Source organism: Burkholderia sp. BCC0397, assembly GCF_902832865.1.
GTDB lineage: Bacteria > Pseudomonadota > Gammaproteobacteria > Burkholderiales > Burkholderiaceae > Burkholderia.
Genome location: NZ_CADFDL010000010.1, coordinates 105,353 through 130,718, shown reverse-complemented (window position 1 = coordinate 130,718; position 25,366 = coordinate 105,353). Strand labels below are relative to the sequence as shown.

Sequence of the window (25,366 nt, the reverse complement as noted above, 5' to 3'; positions counted from 1 at the left end):
TCTTTTTGTTATTCGATTCTCGATACGTAACGAACTTGCCGATTCGGTCGCATTTCGAAACGCAGGGCGGGCACTTTTTCCGTCCGATCGCGCGACGCGGTGCGCGTGGACCGGTTCCAGCGAACCGGTGACGCGCCGGCATGCCGATTGGCGGCACGCGCGCATGCGCATTTACGCGAGTGCAGCCGGATGCGGTACGCGCGCCGCGCCGGGCGCAGCGGCATTCAGCGATACCAGCGCGGCGTATAGACCCATTCGCGTGCGTTGCCGATCGCGAAGCGCCGCGTCGTCGACGAGCCGACGATCACCATCGTGCGCATGTCGACCTGGTCGCTGCGCAGCGCACCGAGGGTCGTCGTCGCGAGCGTCGCGCCCGGCCGGCCGATGTCGCGGCCGAGCACGACCACCGTATCGGCCGCGCGATGCGCACGCACGACATCGAGCGCACGGTCGAGCTGCCACGGCCGCGCGCGAGAGATCGGGTTGTAGAACGCCATCACGAGATCGGCTTGCGCCGCGTGTTGCAGGCGCGTCTCGATCACGTCCCACGGCTTCAGGTTGTCCGACAGCGAGATCGCGCAGAAGTCATGGCCGAGCGGTGCGCCGGCCTGCGCGGCAGTAGCCAGCGACGCCGAGATGCCGGGCTCCACGCGCAGGTCGACCGCGGCCCATTGCGGGTCGCGCGCTTCGTCGAGCGCTTCGAGCACGGCCGCGGCCATCGCGAACACGCCGGGGTCGCCCGACGACACGACCGCGACGCGCCGACCCTCGGCCGCCAGTTCGAACGCATGGCGTGCGCGCTGCATCTCCTCGCGATTGTCGGTGCCGTGCACGCGCTGGTCCGCCCGAAACGGGCCGGCCATGTTCACGTAGGTCGTGTAGCCGAGGATGTCGGTCGCTTCAGCGAGCGCCGTGCGTGCGGCCGGCGTGAGCCATGCGGCGCCGCCCGGGCCGAGACCTAGCACCGTCAGGCGGCCGCGTGCGCGGCCGAGCGTGGCCGGGTCGATCGGATGCGATGCGACCGCGCACGCGAGACCGCGCGATGCCGCACGCGTCGTGTGGGTGACGCGCAACGCGCGGCCGAGCAGCGTGGCGGCGTCGGCGGGCGCGTCGCGGTCGCTATCGACGAAACGCAGCGGCACGTCGAGCACGCTCGACGCTTCTTCCAGCGCGGGTTCGCCGATCGCCGATGCCGGCGCGACGATGGCCGCGAGCGCCAGTCGCGCGAGGCCCTGTGCGTCGAGCGCGGCTGCGATGCGCACGGCCAGTGCTTCGTCGGCATGCACGGCATCCGCGGCGACGCCGACCACCACGCTGCGCGGATGAATCACGAGTTCGTCGCGCGCGCCGCGCCACGCATCGGGCGTCACGCGAATCGCGTGTGCGGCCGCGGCATCGCGCGGCAGCGCGACCTCGTCGAGCCACGGCGCGGCGCCGTCGATGCGCGTCGACGCGCCCGCGAGCAGGTCGGACACGAAGCGCTTGCCCTGCGCGAGATCGGCGAGCGCATAGCCTTCCGGCGGATTGAGCACGCACGCGCCGAAGCGCAGTTCGCCGCTCGTCGTGATCGCCGGCGCGACGCCGACGCATTCGGCAATTTCGCGCGCGATCACGTTGACGCCCGTCAGCCCGCCGAGCAGCGGCACGACGGCCGAGCCGTCCTCCGCGACCGCGAGCACCGGCGGCTCGACGCCCTTGTCGGCGAGTGCGGGCGCGAGGCAGCGGATCACGATGCCGGCCGCGCACAGCGCGACGATCGGCAAGCCGCGCGCATAGAGTTCACGCAGGTGCGCGCCGAGTTCGTCGAACGGCACGTCGGCGTCGACGCGCGATGCGAGACCGTGCACCCGTGCACCCGGGTAACGCGCCTGGATACGCCGCGCGGTATCGAGCGCGCCCGCGCCGAGAATCACGATGGCGGGCGGCGTCGTCATCCTTGCCATTTTTCCCCCGGCACGACGAGCAGCGAGAAATACGGCGACGCCATCGGATCGACCTCGTCGAGCGGCACGATGCGCTGGTTCGCCATCGTCGCGCGTTCGACGTACAGCGTGCGCTTCGCGAGCCCGAGTTCGTCGAGCACGCGCCGCACCTTGTCGAAATTGCGGCCGAGCTTCATCACGACGGCCGCGTCGGCCCGCGCGAGCCGCTCGCGCAGTTCGTGTTCGGGCAGCACGCCCGACAGCACCGACAGGCTCTGGTTGCGATAGACGAGCGGCTGGCCGAGCACGGCCGTGCCGCCGAGCATCGCGCACACGCCGGGGATCACCTCGGTGTCGTAACGCGGCGCGAGGCGGTCGTGCAGGTACATGTACGAGCCGTAGAAGAACGGGTCGCCTTCGCAGATCACCGCGACGTCGCGGCCTGCATCGAGATGCGCCGCGACGATCTCGGCCGCGGTGTCGTAGAAATCGGCGATCACCGTCTCGTAGCACAGCGGCGGCGGCAGCGCCTCGGTCGTCACCGGGTAGACGAGCGGCAGTTGCGTCTGCCCGTCGAGCAGGTGCGCTTCGACGATGCCGTACGCGTTGCCTTTCTTGCCCTTCGCGACGAAATACGCGACCACGGGCGCCGCCTGCAGCACGCGTAGCGCCTTGATCGTCATCAGTTCGGGATCGCCGGGGCCGACCCCGACACCGAACAGCCGTCCGCGCGTGCTCGTCATTCGACCTCCGTGGCAAGCGCATTGACCGCGGCGGCGGCCATTGCACTGCCGCCGCGCCGCCCGAGCAGCGCGACGTATGGCACGCCGCGGCTGTCGGCGTCGAGCGTCGCCTTCGATTCGGCCGCGCCGATGAAGCCGACCGGGAAACCGAGGATCAGCGCGGGGCGCGGCGCGCCGGCGTCGATCATGTCGAGCAGGTGGAACAACGCGGTCGGCGCATTGCCGATCACGACGACGCTGCCCGCGAGATGCGGACGCCACAGTTCGAGCGCGGCGGCCGAACGCGTGTTGCCGAGGTGCCGCGCGAGGTCGGGCACCTCCGGCTCGCCGAGCGTGCAGATCACACGGTTGGCCGCAGGCAGCCGTGCGCGCGTGATGCCTTCGGCGACCATCCTCGCGTCGCACAGGATCGGCGCGCCGGCCGCGAGCGCCGCGCGGCCGGCCGCACCGGCGCCGGCCGAGAAGCGCAGGTCGTACACGACGTCGACCATCCCGCACGCGTGGATCACGCGCACCGCGAGTTTCTCGAGATCGGGCGGAACCCGCGACAGGTCGGCCTCGGCGCGGATCGTCGCGAACGACTGGCGGTAGATTTCCTGCCCGTCGCGAATGTAGTCAAGCATCGGTGGTGTCCTGGCTGTGCCGTGCGTCCATGAGTCGGACCGCGGCCTGGTCAATCGTCAGATGGCGCGCGAGCGGGGCGCCGAGGCCCGCGGCCGCGTCGCGCCGGTAAAGGTCGTAGTGCGCGGGCGCCACCGCGACGAGCGTATGTGCGGCCGGGTGCGGCAACGCGCAGTGGCGCTCGCAACCGGTCAGATGCACGTCGAGCGGATGGCCGACGTGCGCGGCGAGCGCAAGCGCGTCGTGTTTCGTGTCGGCGTGCGCTTTCGCGCAGCCCGTGCTGCCGGTGCAGGCGACGAGCGTCGCCAGCGGGTTGGACGCTGCGCATACGAGGCCGAGCGATGCGAGTGCTTCGTGCATCGCCGCTGCGCGCGCGTTCGGCACGCCGTGCATGAACACGCCTTGCCACGGCGTCATCGACAGCGTGCCGTCGCCATCGGCTTCGGCCAGCGCGGCGAGCCGTTCCAGTTGCGCCGCGTCGAGCCGCCCGAGCACGAATTGCGCGCCGACGCTGCAACGCGCCGCGTCGCGCGATGGACGCGCGCCGAAACGCAACGCAGGGTCGGCACGCGTGCGCCGCCAGTCGGCAAGCGCCGGATCGGCCTTGAGCGGAAAGGGCAGGTAGTGCCGGGCGCGCTCGAGCAGCGTGCGTTCGCTGCATGTCGCCAGCAACGCGCGCATCCGCGTGACGTCGGCCGGCGCGAGGTCGAGGAACGCGAGCAGCAGCGCGCGAACCAGCGCGACGCCCTGATCGATTGATACGTCGACCGATGCGGGCCGGTCGCCGTGCGCCACCGGCGGACAGCCGGCCAGCCCTGCCGCGAGACGTACCGCGCCGTCGCCGCGACGCCATGCGGTCAGCCAGATGTCGTGCGGATGATCGAGCGCCGCGACTGCTTCGCCGCCGTCGAGCTGGATCGAGAATTTCGGCGACAGTTCGCCACGGCGCGGCTCGCTCGCCAGCAGGTCGAGCAGCGGCACGGCGAGCGCGTGGCTATCGACGAGTGCGGCGGGGTCGTGCCCGGCGAGCGGGCTGAGCATCACGTTGCGAACGTCGTCGCTCGCCGCCAGCGCGGCCGTATCGGCGGCGGCGTCAGCGCTTGCGCGCGGGCCGAGCCCCGCGTCGAGCAACGCGTGCGCCAGCGCATCGGCCGCGCCGTCGCGAATGCCGCGCAACTGGAGATTCGCGCGATTGGTCGCATCGATCGCGCCGGAATACAGGCGCGCGGCGGCGGCGATCGCGCGCGCCTGGCGCGCATCGAGCCGGCCGCCCGGCAGCTTGATCCGGCACAGCCCGCCGTCGGCGGCCGCGACCACGCGCACGAGCCCCGGGCAGGCCGACGGGCGCACGACGGGCGACGCAGGAATCGAATCGTGGGCGGAATTCAACGGGATACCGGAACAGTGTGGCGCCGCGGCCAACGCATCGGTACACCCCGCCCGACGCCGACTGGCACGCACGCACTTTCTGGCCGGCAGGTCTCCTGGCTGACAGGTCGGCGCCGGCTCCCGGCCTTCCCGGTGAAACCAGTGGCATGAGGGGGGATCGGCTCGCTGTCTACAGTTGCGGGGGCAGCCACAGCGGCGCGCGGTGCGCCCTGTGTTCCCTCTTCGGCCCCGAAGGGCACCGGCGAACGAACGGCCGTAGGATACCCGATTTCGGTCGCGATTCGCGACCGGCTGGCCGTTCGCGGCAAGCGAAGCGGGCAATGGTCGGACGCTGGCGGGCCGGCAGATGAAACGCGGGGTGGAACACGGTACCATGCCGTTTTTTGCAACGCGGATGGCCGCACCGGCGCTTTTACGGCCGCGCGGTGACACGATGAAATCGAACGATAGGGAAGGGTGCATGACGGCGTGGCTGACGGTAGTGGGCATCGGCGACGACGGTTACGCGGGGCTCGGACGCCACGCGCGGCGCGCGCTGCTCGACGCGACGCGCGTGGTAGGCGCGAAGCGGCATCTCGACATGCTGCCCGCGCGGCTGCGGGCCGCGCGCGAAGCATGGCCGTCGCCGTTCGACCTGTCGGGGCTGCTCGCGCGCCGCGGCGCGCCCGTGTGCGTGCTCGCGAGCGGCGACCCGATGCTGTTCGGCGTCGGCGCGACGCTCGCCCGCGAGCTTTCTCCCGACGAATGGCGCGTGCTGCCCGCGCCGTCGTCGCTGTCGCTCGCGGCCGCCCGCCTCGGCTGGGCGCTGCAGGACGTCGGCGCGGTCTCGCTCGTCGGGCGTCCGCTCGCGACACTGGCCCGCCACCTGCTGCCGGGCCGGCGCCTGTTCGTGCTGAGCGCCGACGGCCGCACGCCGGCCGCCGTCGCGGTCGAACTCGCGGCACGCGGCTTCGGGCCGACGCGCGTCAGCGTGTTCGAACATCTGGGCGGCCCGCTCGAGCGGCGTATCGATGGCCTCGCGCAAGACTGGAACGTCGACGAAACGGCTGCGCTCAATCTCGTCGCGCTCGACTGCCGGGCGGGCGCCGACGCGCCGCGCCGCGCGCTCACGCCCGGCCTGCCCGACGACGCGTACCGCCACGACGGCCAGCTCACCAAGCGCGACCTGCGCGCGATGACGCTCGGGCGCCTCGCACCCGCGCCCGGCGAACTGCTGTGGGACGTCGGCGCCGGCAGCGGCTCGATCGGCATCGAATGGATGCGCGCGCATCCATCCTGCCAGGCGATTGCGATCGAAGCGCATGCGGAGCGGCAGCGCTTCATCGAACACAACCGCGATACGCTCGGTGTGCCGGGCCTGCAACTCGTTGCGGGCCGTGCGCCCGATGCGCTTGCGGGGCTCGCCGCACCCGACGCGATCTTCATCGGCGGCGGCGCGACGGCGCCCGGCGTGCTCGACGCGTGCTGGGCGTCGCTGAAACCCGGCGGACGGCTGGTCGCGAACGCGGTCACGCTGCAGGGCGAGATGGCGCTCGCCGCGTGGCGCGATGCGCATGGCGGCACGCTCACGCGCGTGTCGCTCGCGCATGCCGAACCACTCGGCCGCTTCGACACGTGGCGGCAGCCGCTGCCGGTCACGCTGTACGACGTGCGCAAGCCCGACGCGGCCGACACGGCCGGCTCGTCGAATATGTCGATTCCATCGAACGCAACGGACGCGTGATGCGCGACGAAACCCCCGAACGGCCCGCGCCGCTGCGCTTCGGCTACACGACCGGTAGCTGCGCGACCGCGACGTCGCTCGCGGCCGCGCGGCTGCTGCTCGCGGGCCAGGCGGACGACGCGGTCGAGATCGTGCTGCCGAAGGGGCAGCGCGTGATGATGCGGCTCGAATTCTGCCGCGCCACGGCCGACGGCGCCGAAGCCGGCACGATCAAGGATGCCGGTGACGATCCGGACGTCACGCACGGCGCGCTGATCTTCGCGCGCGTCGCGCTCGCGGCCGCGCCCGGCGTGCGCTTTCATGCCGGGCCGGGCGTCGGCACGGTCACGCGCGCGGGGCTCACGCTGCCGGTCGGCGAACCGGCGATCAACCCGGTGCCGCGCCAGATGATGACCACGCATCTGGAAGCGCTTGCAGCCGAGCACGGCTACGCGGGCGGCTTCGACGTGACGATCGGCGTCGAAGGCGGCGAGGCGCTCGCGCTCAAGACGATGAACCCGCGCCTGGGTATCGTCGGCGGGCTGTCGATCCTCGGCACGACCGGCATCGTGCGGCCGTTCTCGTGCTCGGCCTATATCGCGTCGATCCACCAGGGCATCGACGTCGCACGCGCGAACGGCATCGAGCATATCGCCGCGTGCACGGGCAATACGAGCGAGGACGCGATGCGCGCGCACTATCATCTGCCCGACATGGCGCTGGTCGAGATGGGCGATTTCGCGGGCGCGGTGCTCAAGCACCTGCGGCGCGCGCCGATCGCGCGGCTGTCGATGTGCGGCGGCTTCGGCAAGCTCAGTAAGCTCGCGGCCGGCCACCTCGACCTGCACAGCCGCCATTCGAGCATCGACCTGCCGCTGCTCGCGCAGTGGGCGGCCGAGGCCGGCGCGAGCGATGCGCTGCAAGCCGCGATGCGCGCCGCGAACACGAGCCAGGAAGCGTTGAAACTGGCGCAGGCCGACGGCGTGCCGCTCGGCGATCTCGTCTGCGCGCATGCGTTGCAGGTGGCGCGCGACATCGTGCCGCCGTCGGTCGCGGTCGAGATGTTCGCGATCGACCGGCAGGGCCGCTTCGTCGGGGAGGCGCGATGAGCCCGCGCATCCTGCTGCTCGGCGGCACCGGCGATGCGCTGAAAATCGCGCGCGTGCTCGGCCAGCATCATGTCTATAGTCTTGCCGGCCTCGGCAAGACGCCCGACGATTTGCGCTGCGACGTGCGCGTCGGCGGTTTCGGCGGCACAGCCGGGCTCACCGCGTATCTTCGCGACGCCGGCATCGGCCTCGTGATCGACGCAACGCATCCGTACGCCGCGCAGATCAGCGCGAACGCCGCAGCGGCGACGCGCGACGCAGGCGTGCCGCTCTGGGCGCTGCGCCGCGCGCCGTGGACGCCGCAGCCGGGCGACGACTGGCGGATGGTCGACGACTGGGCCGGCATCGAAGCCTCGCTTGCACCGTTCAGGCGGCCGCTGTTCACGCTCGGCCGCGAACCGCTCGCGCATCTCGACGCGATCCCGCCGCACCAGTTCTGGCTCGTGCGCTGCCTCGATGCGCACCCCGGCAACGCCCGCGCTCAGATCGTCGCCGCGCGCGGGCCGTTCACGCCCGACGGCGAGCGCGCGCTGTTCGCGCTGGCGGGCATCGACGTCGTCGTCAGCAAGAACAGCGGCGGCGCGGCCACCGAGGCGAAGCTCGACGTCGCGCGCGAACGCAGGCTGCCGGTCGTGATGCTGCGCCGGCCGCCGCTGCCCGACGCCGACCGCACGTTCGACTCGGTCACGGTACTCATCGACGCACTCGATCCGGCCGCGCGCGCCTGACGCGACGCAGCGGTCATCCCACGAATTGACGGAGAAATTTCGATGACGGTGTATTTCATCGGCGCGGGCCCCGGCGACCCGGAGCTGATCACGGTGAAGGGCCAGCGCCTCGTGCACACGTGCCCGGTGATCCTGTATGCGGGCTCGCTCGTGCCGGCCGCCGTGCTCGACGGTCATTGCGCGGAGCAGGTCGTCAACACGGCCGAACTCGACCTCGATGCGATCGTCGCGCTGCTCGCCGCCGCGCATGCGAACGGGCAGCACGTCGCGCGCGTGCATTCGGGCGACCCGTCGCTGTACGGCGCGATCGGCGAGCAGATCCGCCGCCTGAAAGCACTCGGGATTCCATACGAAATCGTGCCGGGCGTGACGGCCACGGCCGCGTGCGCGGCGACGCTCGGCGTCGAGCTGACGCTGCCCGGCGTCGCGCAGACGGTGATCCTCACGCGCTTCGCGGGCAAGACGACGATGCCGGAAGGCGAAGCGCTCGGCTCGCTCGCCGCGCATCGCGCGACGCTCGCGATCCATCTCGGCGTGCGCCATCTCGCGCGCATCGTCGACGAAGTGCTGCCGCATTACGGCGCCGATTGCCCGGTGGCGGTGATCTATCGCGCGAGTTGGCCCGACGAGGAACGCGTGACGGGCACGCTGGCCGACATCGTCGGCAAGGTGCAGGGCACGCGGATCGAGCGCACCGCGCTGATCCTGATCGGGCGCGTGCTCGACGCCGAAGGGTTCGCGGATTCGACGCTGTACGCGAGCGCGGGCTGAGCCCGCACGAACCAACCGGTACTTTCGCGCAGGCCGGGCCACTTCGCGCGATCACGACGCGCAAGCCACCTCACAAGGACAACGTTGAATGGATACCCGTATTCGATCCGGCATGTTCGGCATCGTGGGATTGACGGTCGCGCTGCTGGCGGCATCCGCGGTCCATGCCGCCGGTGAAGTCACCGAAGCCCGCGCCGTGCCTTTCGTCGAAGTCGCAAAAACCGCCGTGTCCGATCGCGACTGGCCGCGCAAGCTTTGCGAGTTGGCGTCGGCATCGTGCGGCGTCGTCGGGCAGTCCGCCGACGCGGACAACGCACCGTCGCTGTACCGTGCCCGGAACGACGCGTCGGGCATTTACTACGCGATCCTGCCGGGCCCGCAGTTGCTGAAAGCGAGTTTCACGCCCGTCGCAGGCTGGAAGGTCGTGCAGCGCTGGGATTTCTCCGACTACCAGTCCGTTGACCGGGTCGACGGCGACGGCGAGCCGCCGCCGCTTCGAATCTATCCCGCGCTGTACCCGTTGGGCGGCGAACGCTTCTCGGTCGCGGTGCTCGCGGGTTGGTCCGAAAGTTATTCAGGCGGTGGGGGAAGCTGGGAAACCGCCGATTTCGTCGAATTGCGGCCGAACGGCGAACATGCCCGCACACCGCGCGTATCGACGCTCCCGTTCAGCTGCAACAAGCAGATTCGAGCCTGCTTCACCGAGCACGACTATCAGCACTCACCGCATTGCAGCGAGGACTTCGACGGTTCGCTACGGCTGCGCTTCGTGCCCGGTGCAAGCGCCGGCAATCTCGACTGGATCGCCACCTGGAAAGAGCGTCATTGGCCGGGCCAGGAACCGCAAAGCAAGACTGGGCATACGTCGGTTTCCGTCACGTTGCCGTTCGGACGAGACCCGGTCGCCGCAGGCAACGCGCTGCGCGGCAAGATCTCGTTTTGCGAGCCGGTCAACTGAGCGGCGGCCGACGCTATGCGCGCGCGGCGTGCAGCACCCGCTTCGGCGCAAACCCCGCCGCCAGCGCGAACAGCGCGACACACAGGCACGCCATCGCGACCCACGCGGGCGTCAGGTCCGCGAGATGCTGGCGCACGATGCCGGCCGCGAAAGGAAACAAGCCGGCGACCAGGTAGCCGATCCCCTGCACGAACCCCGTCAGCGACGCGGCATCGGCCGGCGTCGCCGCATGGTCGACCGTGACGATCAGCGACAGCGGAAACAGCGCGCCGATCCCCGCGCCGAGCAGCAGCGCGGCCGGCAACGCGAGCGCGTCGGGCGCGGCCAGCATCACCAGCAACCCGGCGAACAGCGACGCGATCGCCGCATGCAGCGCGGGCCGGCGGTCGGGCAGGCGGTCGATCGTTGCGGCAATCGTCAGCCCTGCGACGACTTCCGCGAGCGTCACGCCGCCGAGCAGGCTGCCAGCCGCGGTCGGCGACCAGCCGAGCCGCATGTAGTACGGCGGCAGCCACGCGAGCACGAGCGTGTAAGCGCCCGTCGCGATGCCGAAGAACAGCGCGAGCCGCCATGCGCGCGGCGAACGCGACGGCCGCTCACCCGATACCGACACCGGCCCGCCGGCCAGCGCGTCGCCGCCACGGCTGGCCAGCGGCCAGGCCAGTGCGGCGACCGCTGCCGGCAACGCCCAGCCCGCGAGCGCCGCGAGCCAGCCCCAGCGCGCCGCGGCGAACGGCGCGACGACGCTAGCGAGCACCGCGCCGCCCATGATCGACGTCGAATAGACGCCCATTGCGCCGCCGATGCGCGCCGCGAAATGCGCCTTCACGAAGCCGGGCAACAGCGCCTGCACCATCGCGATCCCGACGCCTGCGCAACACGCGCTCGCGAGCAGTAGCCATGCGTGTTGCGCACCGACGCGCGCTGCGCAGGCCAGCCCGATCAACGCGACGCCGAGCCACACGCCGCCCGCGATCCCGGTGATGCGCTGCAGGCGCCGCGCGCTCAGCGCACCGAGCCCCATCAGCAGAATCGGGATCGTCGTCAGCAGGCTGGCCGCACCGTCGCCGATCCCGGTCGCGCGCTGGATCATGTCGAGCAGCGGGCCGACCGCGGCGAGCGCCGGCCGCAGGTTCAGCCCGACGAGCACGATCGCGGCGAGCCGCCATCCGGGGGAAGTGAAGCGCTTCATCGCAGAGCCCTCGATATCGGTGCGCGGCTGCCAGCGAGGCGCCGCGCGTTTTCAGGTAAAGTATCTCGACATCAAGATAAACGGCGATTTATCTCGACGTCAAGATAACTGGTGAGCCGAGGAGGGTTAATGGACCGAGCCGAGCATGCGCTCGCGCAATGGCGCGCCGAGCGTCCGGATCTCGACGCAACGTCGATGGTGGTGATGGGGCGGTTGCAGGAAGCCGCGCTCGTGATCGCGCGCGACCGTCTCAATCCGCTGTTCGCGCGCTACGGCATGCAGCCGGGCGAATTCGACGTGCTCGCGACGCTGCGGCGCAGCGGTGCGCCGTTCGCGCTGACGCCGACCGCGCTGTACGACGCGCTGATGATGTCGTCGGGCGGGATGACCGCGCGCATCGACCGGCTGCAGAAGGCCGGCTGGGTCGAGCGCCGGCCGAACCCGGCCGACGGGCGCGGCACGCTCGTCGCGCTGACGGATGCCGGGCGAGCGCTGATCGATGAAGCGGTTGTTGCGCATATCGACAATCAGCGCGCGCTGCTGGCCGCGTTGTCGGCGGGGGAACAGGCGCAGTTGTCGGAACTGCTGGGAAAGCTGCTGGCGGGGCTGGAAGGTGCGACGCCGGAAGGGGAGGAAGGGACGTCGCGTTGAAGAATGCGTGGTGGAAACGTACGCGGCGGGCAAAAATGTTCTTCGTGAATTTTCGTGGACGTCGCTTGCCGAGCCACAAGCGACGGTCAATCCGCTCCGATGCGGTCGTACAGATGGCTGTCGTCGCGGCGCGGAAGGATTCATGAGAATCGTAAATCTCGCCGTGTCCGGATTCTTCTGTATGGCATTGAACTCACCGTGTGAGCACATTCGTGCACACACGTGCTCGCGCGTTACGGCTTGGAGAGCAGTCGGCCGACCATGGCGTTAACCGCAGTAAGCTGGGAACCCGATTTCACCGCGTAATCGGGACCCGTATAACCGAACCAGTCCCAACAACCTTGCGGATTGAACGGGATCGTGGACGCATTCACCTGCGGATACAGAACGAGGATGTTGTTCGTGTCGGCCCAGTAGTTGTAGTTGGTCTTCTCATAGAAATCGTCGCCAACCACAGCTGCCGACTGCTTGCATCCATGGAATGCGACGTGAACTTTGCACGCCGCTCCCTGATCGCACGACTTAGGCACGTAGACGAATCCCGCGTCCGCCATGCCGGTCGCAGATGCTGCGAATTCGCGCTGACTGAACGGCACGATTCTCCCGGTCAGGCTCTTCGCTGGCGGCTTTAAAGGGCCGTAGATGTACTGCAGCAACGCGCCGGCCTGGTCGTACCTCTGCTTGCCGACCTCGCAGTGGCTGATGTATGGAGGCGCATTGTCAGCACACACGTTGCCGAACGACGGTGTAATGAATGCGTGACCAGCCGGCACGTTATTCACGTACTTCAGGTTCGACGCAGGGACGCCGGCCTCCTTGAAGAACGACACTGTCGAGTCGACTGCCTGTTGGTAGACAACTGTGTCTTTCGTTCCGCTGAACACGTAGATCCGCGCCTTCTGAAGGTTCGATAGTGGGTCAATCTGATTCAGCGAAGCAAAGCCTGCGGCGGCGGTTACCATCAGCGTCGAGTTCGGCGGAACGAACGGTACCTGCCCCATGCAGATCGAGGCGTTAAACAAGTTCCCTGCCGCGCAGTAGTACGGACCGCCGGCGACCACGCCAGCCCCGACTACGGAACCGGAGTACGCGACCTGGTACTGGACCGCCATGAAGGCACCCGACGACAGGCCGGACACCGACGTCTGCGACGGGTCACCGTGGTACGACGGCAGCGCATCAGCGGCCAGCGCGGCATGGGTTAGGGCAGCAGCGAGCGCAAGAGCGGTAATGGCGAGGCGGGGATGCAATTTCATCGTGATACCTCCTGTGGCATAGCGAATGAAACGGACGTCGAGCGAAAGGACGACTTGCTGAGAAACCTTGCCGTTCGTCGCGGCTGTGCAATGCGCTTGGCCCAGTACATTGCGTACGCGGTCACGCATCCCGCACGAAGGGCCGCAACCTCGATCGGACCGACAACAGCCGCTGCGGCGACCACGATATAGGCGACACATCGATGGCCGATTTCCGCGGCTCCGTCACCGTCATGCCGCCACTGTGCCGATCTGGCGCGTTTGAGGGCTTGAGTGGGGTGCGAAATTCGTATGATGAAGCATCATCGACGTAAAAAGACCGTCAACCCCGTATTCTTTTTTGTGTGTGAGATTTGCAACGTCGTCGTATTACTGTCATCCGGGGCATCTAGGCGTCTTCGATTGCGACGCAACGCAATCGACAGTTTTGTACCGTTTTGCATGCAAACTCGACCGGCTCTTGTTGGCCGTAAACAGTCGTTAAATTTTCGCGACGTATCGCAGTAACAAAAGCCGACCGAATGCGTGAATTTCACATCTGCGCGATAACGCACGGATAATTCACTAATTTTGCTAGGGTATTCCTTAGTGCCAATTTTCTAAAAATGTCTATTGTTACAAAGACAATCCGAGTAAAAATTACTTTCCCGACCGAGAATCCATGCTGTTCGAATGGCATATCGGTTTGACTATTGCAGACGGATGCCGACGCCCCACTCTGGAGGAAATTTTGAAAGAACAAAATGCGTTCAGTTATCCTGCATCCAGTCGATATGCCGGACCCGAGTTCGAAGAGTATTGCATTAGCGAACAAAAGTACCTACCGGCAACGAGGGATCGCACACCATGCCTTTCATGTCCACTTTCCAACCTTTGTCAGGCGGGATTCGATGAACAGGTCCGGCGCGTGCAAAAAGGAGAGAACCCAAGCCTTACCGAAGGATGTGCGTTTGATCCAAAAGCCTTGACACCACAGGCACTACTCGAAAGCCTTACGCACGAGCAGAAAGCGTTTGTTATATCCAAGATCCCAACATTTAAATTATCGGAGCCGTTATGAGCCAAGATATTGCTGCGTTGCAATTGGAAGCAAAGAAACAATTGGCGCATAAAACTGATCTCGTATCAAAGCAACAGCTCGAAGCAAAGAAGCAACTAGCGCAAAAAGCCGACTTGGTATCGAGACAGCAGTTGGAAGCGAAGAAGCAGTTGGGGCAGAAAGCTGACCTTCTATCAAGGCAACAGCTCGAGGCAAAAAAGCAACTGGCTCAGCGTTCCGATTGATTGCTATCGGCCAACTTGAGAAGGCGCCCCGTTACTGTCAAGCTGGGCGGTGCGCCTTTCGACATTCAAGCGTCCCCATCTGGCAGGTTCCAGAGCGAACCAACCGTCTGAATGACGGCTCTCCGGAATCGGCGGGTGACCGCTCCTGGCCAAACACCGACAGTCTTCCCAGCGCTCCCCAAAAATTCACGATGACCCCCAAAAAAACCGCCGCACAATGCGGCGGGCGTCGCAGGTCGCGGGCCGCACGTGGTGCGCCCGCGTAACCGATCAGCCGCGCACCGGGATGTTGAGCCCGCGCGCAACGGCCGGCCGCGCAACAAACGCGTCGAGCGCGCGCTTGACGTGCCGGAATTCGCTGAACCCGACCAGATCGCCCGCCTCGTAGAAGCCGACCAGGTTGCGCACCCACGGGAAGATCGCGATATCGGCGATCGTGTAGCTATCGCCCATCACCCACTGGCGGTTCGCGAGATGCGCGTCGAGCACGCCGAGCAGGCGCTTCGACTCGTCGACGTAACGGTCGCGCGGACGCTTGTCCTCGTAGTCGCGGCCGGCGAACTTGTGGAAGAAGCCGAGCTGGCCGAACATCGGCCCGATGCCGCCCATCTGGAACATCACCCACTGGATCGTCTCGTAGCGACCCGCGAGATCCTTCGGGATCAGCTGGCCCGTCTTGTCCGCGAGATAGATCAGGATCGCGCCCGATTCGAACAGCGGCAGCGGCTGCCCGTCGGGGCCGTTCGGATCGATGATCGCGGGGATCTTGTTGTTCGGGTTCAGCGACAGGAATTCGGGCGACAACTGGTCGTTCGTGTCGAAGCGCACGAGGTGCGGCTCGTACGGCAGGCCGGTTTCCTCGAGCATGATCGACACCTTGACGCCGTTCGGCGTCGGCAGCGAGTAGAGCTGGAGACGGTCGGGATGCTGGGCCGGCCACTTTTGCGTGATCGGGAAGGCGGACAGATCGGGCATGAAGGTTCGCTCGTCGAAGTGGATGTTCCGCGCTCCGCCGTATCGCCGCGGGTCACACCCGTTCCCGGCGCGGCGGCAGGGGCGGGAGCGATCGCGTCGGCGGGCGGCGGTGCGCGCCGGAAAAACGCCCACTGTAGCCGATCCGCGCATCCGTTGCAGGCGGCGGCCCGGGCCGGCCGACACGCCGGAAACCGAGCGACCGTGCCGGCGCACGTTGCCGCACAACGCCAGCCGCCGCTCGCCGCGAGGGCCCCGTTCGCCACCGGCCGCTCATCCGCGGCCGCTTCCATCGCTCAGAAGTTGTGCCGCAGCCCGACCATCGCGGCCGTCGTGCCGACGCCCGGCGCGACCGGCTGCCCATACACGAGCATCTGGTCCATCGTGCCGCGGTTGTTCACGTGGCCGACCTGCGCATAGACCATCGTCCGCTTCGACAGGCTGTAGTCGGCCGCGAGCACGACCGCCGTCGACCGGTTTTCCGAACGGTTGCGGTCCTTCAGGTAGTACACGGCTGACGTAATCTGCAGCGCGGGCGTGAAGCGATAGCCGACACCTGCCGACAGCATGTCGAGGTTCACCTTGTCCGCATGCGACGGATTCCTGCCGTTGCCGTACGACGCCGACACCGAGAAATCGCGGATCGTGTATTTCGCGCCGACGTAGACGAAGCGATTGTTGTCGATGCCGGTCGGCGCGACGCCCGGCGCCGGATTCGTGTCGTGGCCGTTGTAGTAGACGGCCGATGCATTCAGCCCGTAGTTTGCATACCTGAGCACGACCGATTCGCGCGTGCCGCCCTGGAACTGCCCGGCGACGCCGCCCGGCGCGTATTCGAGCGCGATCGACGCACCCGCGAACGTCGGCGACTGGTAGACGAGCGCATTGCTGTCGTACAGCGCGCCGATCGCGCCGTTGGTGCTCGTGCCCAGCCAGCCCGCGGCGGTATTCAGGCCGAGCCATGCGGTCAGCACGCTGCCGAAGAACTGCGCGTTGCGCACGTCGGTGTCGGCCATCGCGTAGATCATCGGCACGATCTGGCGGCCGGCCGTAAACGAGCCGAACGGGCCCGACACGCCGAGCGACGCGACCTGGTTGAAGATCGCGACGGCGCCCGGCGTGTCGCTCAGCTGCAGCTTGCCGGTACCGCTGTCGAACGAACCCTGCAGCTTGAAGTTGACCTTGTAGCCGCCGCCGAGATCCTCGCTGCCCTTGATCCCCCAGAAGCTCGAATAGATGCCGCCGTCCTTCATCCGGAACACCTTGCCGGTGTTCGGCGCGCTCGGGCTGAACGACGCGGCCGACGTGCTCTGGTACAGCAGGCCTGTGTCGATCACGCCGTACAGCGTGACGGAGGATTGCGCATGCGCGAGCGCCGAACAGCCGGCAAGCGCCGCGAGCACGGCCAGTTTCGTCTTCATCGAAGTCTCCAGGATCGTAATGGACCGGACGGGATCGAGCCCGGCCGGGTGAAGCGGGGAAGCATCGGGGCAGGCGGAAAGGCGCGACATGCGGCGCCGGTGCGAGCCGTGCGGAAAGACTACGCAACGACGAGCGGCCGCTCCCCCCCATGCGCGGGGGGCAGGGTTGCGGAGAATTGGAAGGGGATCGCCGGCTACGCTGCCACGGGCGGGCAGTTCAGGCCGGCATCAAGGCGCGCTTTCAAGCAGCCCGAGCACCAGCGCGCGGCGCACCGCATGCTTGCGCGAGCTCGCGTCGAGCTTGCCGAACAGGTTTTTCAGGTGCCATTTCACGGTTTCCTCGCCGACGGCGAGCGCGACCGCGATCTCCTTGTTCGACAGGTTGCGCGCGAGCAGTTCGAGGATCGCGCGCTCCTTCGGCGTCAGCACGACGCTCGGCACCGCACGCGGGCTCGCCGCGCCACGCGGGGCCGGCGGCACGATGCGCGGCTGCGGCAGCGCGTGCCGCGCGGGGCCGTCGCCGGCGGCCGCCTCGTCGCCGACGCGGCGTGCCCAGTCGGCAACGGCCGGATGCGCGTCGGCGAGCGTGCGCGTGAGCCCGAACATGTCCGCGAGGTTCATCGCCTCGTCGAGCAACGCGCGGCCGCCGTGCCCCGATTGCTCGAGCGCGAACGCGCTGAGCGCCATGATCTCGATGCGCTCGCGGCCCAGGCTCATTTCGCGGGCCAGCACGGCGGCTTCGTCGAGCGCTGCGCACGCGTCGTCCCAGCGACGCGCGGCCAGCGCCGCGTACGCATGCGCGGTCGCCTGCAGCAGCACGACGGGGCGCCGCCACAGCGGCCCGTGCGCGGGAAATTCGGCCGCGGCGATCGCATCGATCCGCTCGACCAGTGCATGGCAGGTCGCCTCGCGATAACGCGCCGCGTGAATGCGCACCTGCTCGGCGAGGCTCGCGACCGACAGGCGCGGCAGCCGGCGGCCAACACCCATCGCGTCGAGCGCCTCGAGCAGGTCGATCGCGCGATGCTCGACGCCCCGCAGCAGCGCGATGCGCGCGGCCGTCCGATAGCCGAGCAGCACGGTATCGGGCGTGCCCGCGTGTTCGAGCACGTCGAGCCGGTTCGCGAGCAACGCGGCGGCCTGGTCGACGCGATCGGCCTCGTACGTGATCGCCGCGCACATCGCCGCGAGCATGCAGGTCAACGGATGGCGCCGCCCGAGATCGGCTTCCGCGCGCGCCAGCGCGGGCGACAGCGCGTCGTCCGCGAGCCGGATCTGGCCTTCGCGCAAATAACTCAGGCCGGTGATCAGCTCACCCCAGCGCGCGACGTAGCCGAACCCGGCCGCCGTCTCGCCGCGCGGCGCGGCCTGCTGGAAACGGCGCGCCTGCGCCGGTTCGCCGACGATGATTGCGCGGGCCGACAGCCGGTTCGCGTGCATTTGCGCGAGCCACGTCGCCGCCGGCGGCGTGAAGTCGGCCCACGGCTCGAACAGTTCGACGAAGCGGTCGATTTCGTCGGCGTAATACGCGGCCGCACTGAGGATCAGCGCGCATTCGTAGCGCATCGCGGCCGGCGTGCCGTCGTCGGCCAGGATGCCCGCGATCTGTCGCTGCGCCTCGACGTGGCGCTCGCCGAGCGCCAGTGCCCACGCGACGGCGATCCGCAGCGTCGGGCGCTTGTCGAGCTCCGTATCGGGCAGCAGCGCGAGCCAGTCGAGCACGTCGTTGATGCGGCCCTGCTTGATCGCATCCTCGAGGCAGCGCTGCGCGAGCGCGTACGCGATCTCGAACTGGCCGGCCGCATACGCGTGGCGCGCGGCTTCCTCGGCCATGCCGTGCGCGTCGAGCCAGGCCGCCGCGCGTGCGTGCAGCGTGCTGCGCTCGGCGTCGGGGCGCGCAGCCAGCCGATCGCGCAGCGTGTCGCGCACGAGCGGATGCAGCCGGCACCAGTCCGAATCGTCCGAGGCGATGAACAGCGGCGTGTCGCGCGCCAGCCGCGCGAGACGGTCGGGCGCGTGCGCGTCGTCGAGCAGCGCCGCGCACAGCGACGGATGCAGGCGATCGGCGACGCTCGTGCGCGTCAGGAACGCCGTGTCGTCGGCCGACAGGTTCGCGAGCAGCAGCTCGACGAGCCGGTCGCGCGTACCGTCCACGCGTTGGGCGAGCGCATCGACTGCCTGGCGCGGATCGGCCGAGCGCGCCATCGCGGCCATCGCGAGCTGCAGCCCGAGCGGCCAGCCGTCGACGCGCTCGAACAGCCGCGCGCATGCGTCGGCATCCACCCGTTGCGCGAAGCGCGCGCCGACCAGTGCGATCGTCTCGTCGAGCGTGAAGCGCAGCCAGTCGGGGCCCGCCAGCGTGCATTGGCCGCTCGCGAGCAGGTCGCCGGCCGCGTGATCGAGCCCGCGCCGCGCCGCGACGACGACATGCAGGTTCTGCGGCGCGTTGTGCAGCACGTAGGTCAGCGCATCGAGGCCGGCGGCCGGCAGCCGCTCCGCGTCGTCGACGATCAGCAGCGCCTCCATCGACAGTTGCGCGACCTCGGCCAGCCACGCGGTCAGGCCGTCCAGCGCACGCGCCGCGCCGCCCGGGATCAACCGCCCGAAGCCCGGCCGCGCACAGCCGGTCCGCACCGCCTGCACGAGCCCCTGCAGCAGCCGCGGCGCGTCGTCGCGCTCGTCGGCCGACAGCCACACGACCGCGCGGCCGAGCGCGACGGTTTCGCGGCGCCATTGCGCGAGCAGCGACGTCTTGCCGTAACCGGCCGGCGCCTGCACCAGTGTGACCGGGCGGCCGTCGAACGCCGGCGCGGCGAGGCTCAGCCGCGCGCGGGCGAGCAACTGCGCCGGCACGCGCGGCGCGGTCGTCTTCAGGACCAGTTCGGTGGGGGGCGCGTCGGCGCGATCGGGTGGGTGGGCCATCGGGGCAGCAGTGGAGTCCGGCGGGGCCGTGCGGGCCAGCGCCGGGGTGGGCGTGGGGGGAAGGATCGGTCGAACCGCGTTCGCGCGTCAATCCCCCCCCGCGGCGAGTGGGGCCGCGCCGGCACGGCGCCGATAGCATGGATTCCGATGCATGACGAACACGACGAGGAGGGCAGCCATGAAGATCGTATCGACCGGCGCGCGGTCCAGCGCGCCAACCGCCGGATAAGCGGAGCGGCACGATGTACCGCCATCTGCTCGTGACGGTCGACGGCGCGCCCGGCGGCATCGACGCGATCGGTGATGCGCTCGAACTGGCACGTGCGGTCGGTGCCCGCGTCACGTTCGTGCTGCCCGCCGCCTCGCCGGACTCGCGTTTATCCGGAGCGCGGCTGCCGGAACACGGTGCGAAAGTGGAAGCCGCCGCGCGAGCGCAGGGCTTGTCCCATGCGATCGCGGGGGCCGGCAATCCGGGGGCCGGCCATCCGGGGGCCGGCGACGCATCGCCGGGCGCGCTGGCCGCCGAACTCGGCTGCGACCTGATCGGCGTCGCGGCGCTGCCGGTCGATGCCGATGCGGCGGCCTGCGCCCGGCGGCAGCAATTGCTCGCGACGAGCGGCGTGCCGGTGCTCGTCTGCCCGTCGCACCGGGCGCCCGCGGCGGCGCGCGTGATCGCGCGTTGCCTCGATGCGCATCGCATGGTCGGCGTGCTGCTGCACGCGCTGATGGCATCCGGCGACGCCGCGCACGCGCCGCAGCGGCAAGCGGTCGACGTGCAGCGTGCGCTGGCTTCGCTCGCCGCGCTGCAGAACGAGCGTTTCGGCACGGCCGACGAAGCACGGCTGTTCGCGGCATTGCGCGTTCGGGCGGAGTGCGTCGCGGCCGAACTGGACGAACTCGACCGCCAGCGGCAGCGCGACGCGCAAGCGCTCGGCGCGCTTGCCCGGCTCGCCGAAGACGGGCTGCCGTCGGCCGCGTTCGACACCGCGCTGGCCCGCTATGCGCACGGCGCGTTCGAGCAGATGGGACGGATGGAAGGCGTGATTTTCCCGGCCGCGCGGCGCTACCTCGGCGACGCCGACTGGGCCGGACTGGACGAACCGCCGGCGGACGACGCAACCGCGCCGCCGCCGGGCACGAACGAACCCGCCGATGCGCGACGCGCATCGGACTGACGACTGACGGAGAACAAGATGGCACATGCAGTGCGATTCCACGAAACCGGCGGCCCCGACGTGCTGCGCTGGGAGGCGGTCGACGTCGGCGAGCCGGGCCCCGGCCAGGTGCGCCTGCGGCACGAGGCGGTCGGCCTGAACTTCGCCGACACGTATTTCCGCAGCGGCCTGTATCCGGTTCCGCTGCCGGCCGGCATCGGCGTCGAGGCGGCCGGCGTGGTCGAGGCCGTCGGCCCGGGCGTGACGAACGTCGCCGTCGGCGACCGCGTGACCTACACGGGCTTCCTGAACACGCTCGGCGCGTACAGCACCGAGCGGCTGATCGCGGCCGCGCCGCTCGTCCGGCTACCGGCCGGTATTGCGTGCGAAACGGCTGCCGCGATGACGATGCGCGGCCTCACGTCGGCCTACCTGCTGCGCCGCATCCATGCGTTCGCGCCGGGCGACACGATCCTGCTGCATGCGGCCGCCGGCGGCGTCGGGCTGATCGTGTCGCAATGGGCGAAGCTGCTCGGGCTCACGGTGATCGGCACCGTGTCGAGCGAACACAAGGCCGCGATCGCCCGCACGCACGGCTGCGACCATACGATCGACTACAGCCGCGAGGACGTCGCGAAACGCGTGCGCGAACTGACGGACGGCGCCGGTGTCGACGTCGTGTTCGACAGCGTCGGCAAGGACACCTTCGAAGGCTCGCTCGATTCGCTGAAGCGGCGCGGGCTGATGGTCTGCGTCGGCACCGCGTCGGGCCCGATCCCGCCGTTCGATCCGCAGCGCCTCGCGATGAAGGGCTCACTGTACCTGACGCGCCCGGCGCTGGCCGACTACATCGCCGATCCGGCCGAGAAGAACGACCTGGCCGGCGAACTATTCGCGCACGTGGCGGCCGGCCGCATCAAGATCGAGATCAACCAGCGCTACGCGCTGCAGGACGCCGCGCAAGCGCACCGCGATCTCGAATCGCGCAAGACGACCGGTTCGTCGGTATTCATCGTCTGAGGAGGCGCGCATGCGAGTCGAACCCCTGACCTGCGCGATTGGCGCGGAACTGCTCGGCGTGAACCTCGCCGACGCCGTGCACGACGACGGCCTGTTCGCCGAGATCCGCACGCAGTTGCTGCGCCATCGCGTGCTGTTCCTGCGTGACCAGGACATCACGCGCGCCGAACACGTCGCGTTCGCGCGCCGCTTCGGCGAGCTCGAGGATCATCCGGTCGCCGGCAGCGATCCCGAGCACCCGGGGCTCGTGCGGATCTACAAGTCGCCCGACCAGCCGAACGACCGCTACGAGAATGCGTGGCACAGCGATGCGAGCTGGCGCGTGGCGCCGCCGTTCGGCTGTGTGCTGCGCTGCATCGACGGTCCGCCGGTTGGCGGCGACACGATGTGGGCGAACATGGTGCTCGCATACGAGAACCTGCCGGCGCACGTGAAGCAGCAGATCGACGACTTGCGTGCACGCCACAGCATCGAGGCGAGCTTCGGCGCGGCGATGCCGATCGACAAGCGCCTCGCGCTGAAGGCGCAGTATCCGGACGCCGAGCATCCGGTCGTGCGCACGCACCCCGAAACCGGCGAGAAGGTGCTGTACGTGAATGCATTCACGACGCATTTCACGAACTTCCACACGCCCGGGCGCGTGCGCTTCGGGCAGGACGCGAACCCCGGCGCCGGCCAGCTGCTGCACTACCTGATCAGCCAGGCTTATATCCCCGAATACCAGGTGCGCTGGCGCTGGAAGAAGAACAGCGTCGCGATCTGGGACAACCGCAGCACCCAGCATTACGCGGTGATGGACTACCCGCCGTGCGTGCGCAGGATGGAGCGCGCGGGCATCGTCGGCGACGTGCCGTTCTGACCTCAGCGCACCCGCACCGTAACCGATTCTCGACCCAACGCAACGCACCGGGCCCGCCGCCCGGCGCGGCGGGATACGCACGCCCGACCACCCCAAAGACAACGATTCCCACTGGAGGACGACATGCAATTTCTCGACGATTCGCTGCACCCTGAAAACCAGGACAAGGTAGTCATCACGGTCGCGCCGTACGGCCCCGAATGGATGCCCGCCGATTTTCCGGAAGACATTCCGGTGACGATGGACGAGCACGTGCAGAAGGCCGTCGATTGCTACGACGCGGGTGCGACGGTGCTGCACCTGCACGTGCGCGAACTCGACGGCAAGGGCAGCAAGCGGCTGTCGAAATTCAACGAGCTGCTCGGCCGGCTGCGCGAAGCGGTGCCCGACATGATCCTGCAGGTCGGCGGCTCGATCTCGTTCGCGCCGGAAGGCGACGGCGCCGAAGCGAAATGGCTGTCCGACGACACGCGCCACATGCTCGCCGAGCTGACGCCGAAGCCCGACCAGGTGACGGTCGCGATCAACACCGTGCAGATGAACATCACCGAGCTGATGAGCCGCAAGGACATCGCCGGCACGTCGCTGAACGAAAACGCGCTGTGGGACGCCTACCGCGAGATGACGGTGCCGGCCGGCCCCGGCTGGGTCGACGAACACCTGCGCCGCCTGCAGGCGGCCGGCATCCAGCCGCATTTCCAGCTCACCGGCATGCATGCGCTCGAGACGCTCGAGCGGATCATCCGACGCGGCGTCTATCGTGGCCCGCTGAACGTCACGTGGGTCGGCATCGGCGGCGGCTTCGACGGCCCGAATCCGTACAACTTCATGGAATTCGTGCGGCGTTGCCCGGACGGCGCGTGCATCACGCTCGAATCGCTGATGAAGAACGTGCTGCCGATCAACACGGTCGCGATGGCGCTGGGCCTGCATCCGCGCTGCGGGATCGAGGACACGATCATCGACCAGAAGGGCAACCGGATGACGTCGGTGCAGCAGGTCGAGCAGTGCGTGCGGATCGCGCGCGAGCTCGGCCGCGACATCGCGACCGGCAAGGAGGCGAAGGCGATCTACCGGATCGGCGTGCAGTACGACGGCGTCGACGAGACGCTCGCGCAGCTCGGGATGGCGCCGAACCGCCGGCCGGGCGAGGTGAGCGTGCCGCTGCGCGCGGCCTGACGCGCCGCGCATCCGGGCGGCCCGCGAGCGCCGCCCGCCGATCGATGTGGCGCGGCACCCATCCTCGCGTATCGGTATTGCGCGAGGCAAGCTCCGCGAAACGGAGCGGGGCCGCGCAAGCCGCGCCGGGCGCGTTGCCGCCCCGGTGCCGGAGGAGACACGCATGTTGATTCATCACGTCGAGCCGTCGCTGCAGGACCTGACGGCCACCGAGCGGCGCGCACCTGCGTATGCGTGGCTCGTGTTCGGGCTGACCGTCGGGCTGCTGCTGTCGGACTACATGTCGCGGCAGGTGCTCAACGCCGTGTTTCCGCTGCTCAAGCACGCGTGGGCGCTGTCGGACACGCAGCTCGGTTCGCTGTCCGGCGTCGTCGCGCTGCTGGTCGGCCTGCTGACGTTTCCGCTGTCGGTGCTCGCCGACCGCTTCGGGCGCGTGCGCAGCATCGTGCTGATGGCCGCGTTGTGGAGCGTCGCGACGCTCGGCTGCGCGCTGTCGACCAACTACGCGGAAATGCTCGTGGCGCGCGGCCTCGTCGGGCTCGGCGAAGCCGCGTACGGCAGCGTCGGCGTCGCGCTGATCCTCAGCATCTTTCCGGCCCGGCTGCGTGCGACGCTGACCGGCGCGTTCATGGCCGGCGGCGCATTCGGTTCCGTGTTCGGGATGGCGCTCGGCGGGCTGGTCGGCGCGCATCTCGGCTGGCGCTGGTCGTTCGGCGTGATGGCCGCGCTCGGCATCGTGCTGCTCGTCGCGTACCGCTGCGTAGTAACCGAACGGAGGCTCGCGGCATGCCGCGTCGAACCGTGCCGGCCCGATGCCGATGCGCCACGCGACCTGCGCGGCAGCGTGCGTGCGCTGATGTCGGGGCTGTTCGCGTCGCGCTCGGTGATCTGCGCGTATCTCGGCAGCGGGCTGCACCTGTTCGTGCCCGGCGCGCTGTTCGCGTGGCTGCCGAGCTACCTGAACCGCTACTACGCGATGGCGCCCGACCGCGCGGCCGTGCTCGCGGCCGGCTTCGTGCTGCTCGCCGGCGTCGGAATGGTCGGCTGCGGCATCGTCACCGACCGCGTCGGGCGGGCCGACGGCTCGCGCAAATGGCTGACCGCGATCGCGTATTGCGTGCTCACCGGCGTTTGCCTCGCGGTCGCGTTCCGGCTGCCACCGGGGCCGCTGCAGCTCGCGCTGATCTGCGCGGGCATGCTGGTCGGCGCGGGCGCGTCCGGCGCATCGGGCGCGATGGTCGCGAACCTCACGCCGGCCGCGATCCACGCGTCGGCGTTCGCGACGCTCACGCTCGCGAACAACCTGCTCGGCATGGCGCCGGGCCCGCTGCTCACGGGGTGGGCGGCCGACCGCGCCGGGCTCGTCGGCGCATTGCAATGGATCCCGGTCGTGCCGCTCGCGGCCGCCGTGCTGTTCGCGGTCGGACGCGCGAGCTACGCGGCCGATCTCGCGCACGTCGAACGCGAACGGCGCGCGACACGACTTTCCTGAATCTTCTTCCTAACGCTTCCT

Annotated in this window: 22 protein-coding genes and 1 riboswitch; of the genes, 13 read left to right on the top strand and 9 right to left on the bottom strand. The window is 69.1% G+C overall.

Features of this window, described 5'->3' with window-relative positions; all coding sequences use genetic code 11:
• Positions 1 to 224: 224 nt before the first annotated feature.
• The 4 genes from cobJ to cobG are packed head-to-tail and all read right to left on the bottom strand — an operon-like array spanning position 225 to position 4,636.
• Positions 225 to 1,934, bottom strand: a complete 1,710-nt coding sequence (cobJ, locus tag HWX03_RS26570) for a precorrin-3B C(17)-methyltransferase (RefSeq protein WP_175873277.1) — start codon at positions 1,932 to 1,934, stop codon at positions 225 to 227.
• The gene (locus HWX03_RS26565; RefSeq protein WP_175873276.1) at positions 1,931 to 2,665 is read right to left on the bottom strand and encodes a precorrin-2 C(20)-methyltransferase; all 735 of its coding nucleotides are present in this window, start codon (positions 2,663 to 2,665) and stop codon (positions 1,931 to 1,933) included. The genes cobJ and HWX03_RS26565 overlap by 4 nt, the downstream gene beginning before the upstream one ends.
• Positions 2,662 to 3,288: a precorrin-8X methylmutase gene (locus HWX03_RS26560; RefSeq protein ID WP_174430403.1), complete on the bottom strand. Its 627-nt coding sequence runs from the start codon at positions 3,286 to 3,288 to the stop codon at positions 2,662 to 2,664. Before HWX03_RS26560 ends, HWX03_RS26565 begins: the two co-directional genes overlap by 4 nt.
• Complete coding sequence (gene cobG / locus HWX03_RS26555; protein ID WP_279612250.1) at positions 3,281 to 4,636, bottom strand: precorrin-3B synthase; 1,356 nt, start codon at positions 4,634 to 4,636, stop codon at positions 3,281 to 3,283. Before cobG ends, HWX03_RS26560 begins: the two co-directional genes overlap by 8 nt.
• A gap of 106 nt (positions 4,637 to 4,742) precedes the next feature.
• A riboswitch (cobalamin riboswitch) is annotated at positions 4,743 to 4,933 on the bottom strand.
• 202 nt (positions 4,934 to 5,135) lie between these two features.
• Between cobG and cbiE the strand changes: the two genes are divergently transcribed.
• The 5 genes from cbiE to HWX03_RS26530 all read left to right on the top strand — a co-directional run bounded on the left by cbiE (position 5,136) and on the right by HWX03_RS26530 (position 9,943).
• Positions 5,136 to 6,398, top strand: coding sequence for a precorrin-6y C5,15-methyltransferase (decarboxylating) subunit CbiE (gene cbiE, locus HWX03_RS26550; RefSeq protein ID WP_175873344.1), 1,263 nt, complete (start codon positions 5,136 to 5,138; stop codon positions 6,396 to 6,398).
• On the top strand, positions 6,398 to 7,486 hold the full coding sequence (locus HWX03_RS26545) for a cobalt-precorrin-5B (C(1))-methyltransferase (RefSeq protein WP_175873274.1): 1,089 nt from the start codon (positions 6,398 to 6,400) through the stop codon (positions 7,484 to 7,486). The genes cbiE and HWX03_RS26545 overlap by 1 nt, the downstream gene beginning before the upstream one ends.
• On the top strand, positions 7,483 to 8,214 hold the full coding sequence (locus tag HWX03_RS26540; RefSeq protein ID WP_175873273.1) for a cobalt-precorrin-6A reductase: 732 nt from the start codon (positions 7,483 to 7,485) through the stop codon (positions 8,212 to 8,214). The genes HWX03_RS26545 and HWX03_RS26540 overlap by 4 nt, the downstream gene beginning before the upstream one ends.
• Before the next feature lie 42 nt (positions 8,215 to 8,256).
• Positions 8,257 to 8,985: a precorrin-4 C(11)-methyltransferase gene (cobM, locus tag HWX03_RS26535; protein ID WP_175873272.1), complete on the top strand. Its 729-nt coding sequence runs from the start codon at positions 8,257 to 8,259 to the stop codon at positions 8,983 to 8,985.
• A gap of 130 nt (positions 8,986 to 9,115) precedes the next feature.
• Positions 9,116 to 9,943 (top strand): hypothetical protein, encoded by an 828-nt coding sequence (locus HWX03_RS26530; RefSeq protein WP_244132789.1) that lies wholly within the window; start codon positions 9,116 to 9,118, stop codon positions 9,941 to 9,943.
• A 13-nt stretch (positions 9,944 to 9,956) separates the two neighbouring features.
• On the opposite strand, the gene HWX03_RS26525 is transcribed toward HWX03_RS26530, so the two are convergent.
• The gene (locus HWX03_RS26525; protein WP_175873270.1) at positions 9,957 to 11,135 is read right to left on the bottom strand and encodes an MFS transporter; all 1,179 of its coding nucleotides are present in this window, start codon (positions 11,133 to 11,135) and stop codon (positions 9,957 to 9,959) included.
• A 129-nt stretch (positions 11,136 to 11,264) separates the two neighbouring features.
• Between HWX03_RS26525 and HWX03_RS26520 the strand changes: the two genes are divergently transcribed.
• Positions 11,265 to 11,786 carry a MarR family transcriptional regulator gene (locus tag HWX03_RS26520; protein WP_175873269.1) on the top strand — a complete coding sequence of 174 codons (522 nt, stop codon included), beginning with the start codon at positions 11,265 to 11,267 and terminating at the stop codon, positions 11,784 to 11,786.
• Between the two features lie 233 nt (positions 11,787 to 12,019).
• Here HWX03_RS26520 and HWX03_RS26515 read toward each other — a convergent pair whose 3' ends face one another.
• Positions 12,020 to 13,042: a PHB depolymerase family esterase gene (locus tag HWX03_RS26515; protein ID WP_175873268.1), complete on the bottom strand. Its 1,023-nt coding sequence runs from the start codon at positions 13,040 to 13,042 to the stop codon at positions 12,020 to 12,022.
• Positions 13,043 to 13,703: 661 nt separating this feature from the next.
• On the opposite strand from HWX03_RS26515, the gene HWX03_RS26510 reads away from it, so the two are divergent.
• Positions 13,704 to 14,102: a hypothetical protein gene (locus HWX03_RS26510; RefSeq protein WP_175873267.1), complete on the top strand. Its 399-nt coding sequence runs from the start codon at positions 13,704 to 13,706 to the stop codon at positions 14,100 to 14,102.
• Complete coding sequence (locus tag HWX03_RS26505) at positions 14,099 to 14,326, top strand: hypothetical protein (RefSeq protein WP_174430413.1); 228 nt, start codon at positions 14,099 to 14,101, stop codon at positions 14,324 to 14,326. The genes HWX03_RS26510 and HWX03_RS26505 overlap by 4 nt, the downstream gene beginning before the upstream one ends.
• A gap of 270 nt (positions 14,327 to 14,596) precedes the next feature.
• Here HWX03_RS26505 and HWX03_RS26500 read toward each other — a convergent pair whose 3' ends face one another.
• The 3 genes from HWX03_RS26500 to HWX03_RS26490 form a co-directional block, all read right to left on the bottom strand.
• Positions 14,597 to 15,301: a glutathione S-transferase N-terminal domain-containing protein gene (locus tag HWX03_RS26500; RefSeq protein WP_175873266.1), complete on the bottom strand. Its 705-nt coding sequence runs from the start codon at positions 15,299 to 15,301 to the stop codon at positions 14,597 to 14,599.
• 293 nt (positions 15,302 to 15,594) lie between these two features.
• Positions 15,595 to 16,719, bottom strand: coding sequence for a porin (locus tag HWX03_RS26495; protein WP_175873265.1), 1,125 nt, complete (start codon positions 16,717 to 16,719; stop codon positions 15,595 to 15,597).
• 228 nt (positions 16,720 to 16,947) lie between these two features.
• Positions 16,948 to 19,641, bottom strand: a complete 2,694-nt coding sequence (locus HWX03_RS26490) for a LuxR C-terminal-related transcriptional regulator (protein WP_175873264.1) — start codon at positions 19,639 to 19,641, stop codon at positions 16,948 to 16,950.
• A gap of 242 nt (positions 19,642 to 19,883) precedes the next feature.
• On the opposite strand from HWX03_RS26490, the gene HWX03_RS26485 reads away from it, so the two are divergent.
• From HWX03_RS26485 to HWX03_RS26465, 5 genes are all read left to right on the top strand, one after another.
• Positions 19,884 to 20,816 (top strand): universal stress protein, encoded by a 933-nt coding sequence (locus HWX03_RS26485; RefSeq protein WP_175873263.1) that lies wholly within the window; start codon positions 19,884 to 19,886, stop codon positions 20,814 to 20,816.
• 18 nt (positions 20,817 to 20,834) lie between these two features.
• The gene (locus HWX03_RS26480) at positions 20,835 to 21,815 is read left to right on the top strand and encodes a quinone oxidoreductase (RefSeq protein ID WP_175873262.1); all 981 of its coding nucleotides are present in this window, start codon (positions 20,835 to 20,837) and stop codon (positions 21,813 to 21,815) included.
• A 10-nt stretch (positions 21,816 to 21,825) separates the two neighbouring features.
• Positions 21,826 to 22,674: a TauD/TfdA family dioxygenase gene (locus HWX03_RS26475; protein WP_175873261.1), complete on the top strand. Its 849-nt coding sequence runs from the start codon at positions 21,826 to 21,828 to the stop codon at positions 22,672 to 22,674.
• Between the two features lie 123 nt (positions 22,675 to 22,797).
• The gene (locus HWX03_RS26470; RefSeq protein WP_175873260.1) at positions 22,798 to 23,853 is read left to right on the top strand and encodes a 3-keto-5-aminohexanoate cleavage protein; all 1,056 of its coding nucleotides are present in this window, start codon (positions 22,798 to 22,800) and stop codon (positions 23,851 to 23,853) included.
• 163 nt (positions 23,854 to 24,016) lie between these two features.
• The gene (locus HWX03_RS26465; RefSeq protein ID WP_175873259.1) at positions 24,017 to 25,345 is read left to right on the top strand and encodes an MFS transporter; all 1,329 of its coding nucleotides are present in this window, start codon (positions 24,017 to 24,019) and stop codon (positions 25,343 to 25,345) included.
• Positions 25,346 to 25,366 lie beyond the last annotated feature (21 nt).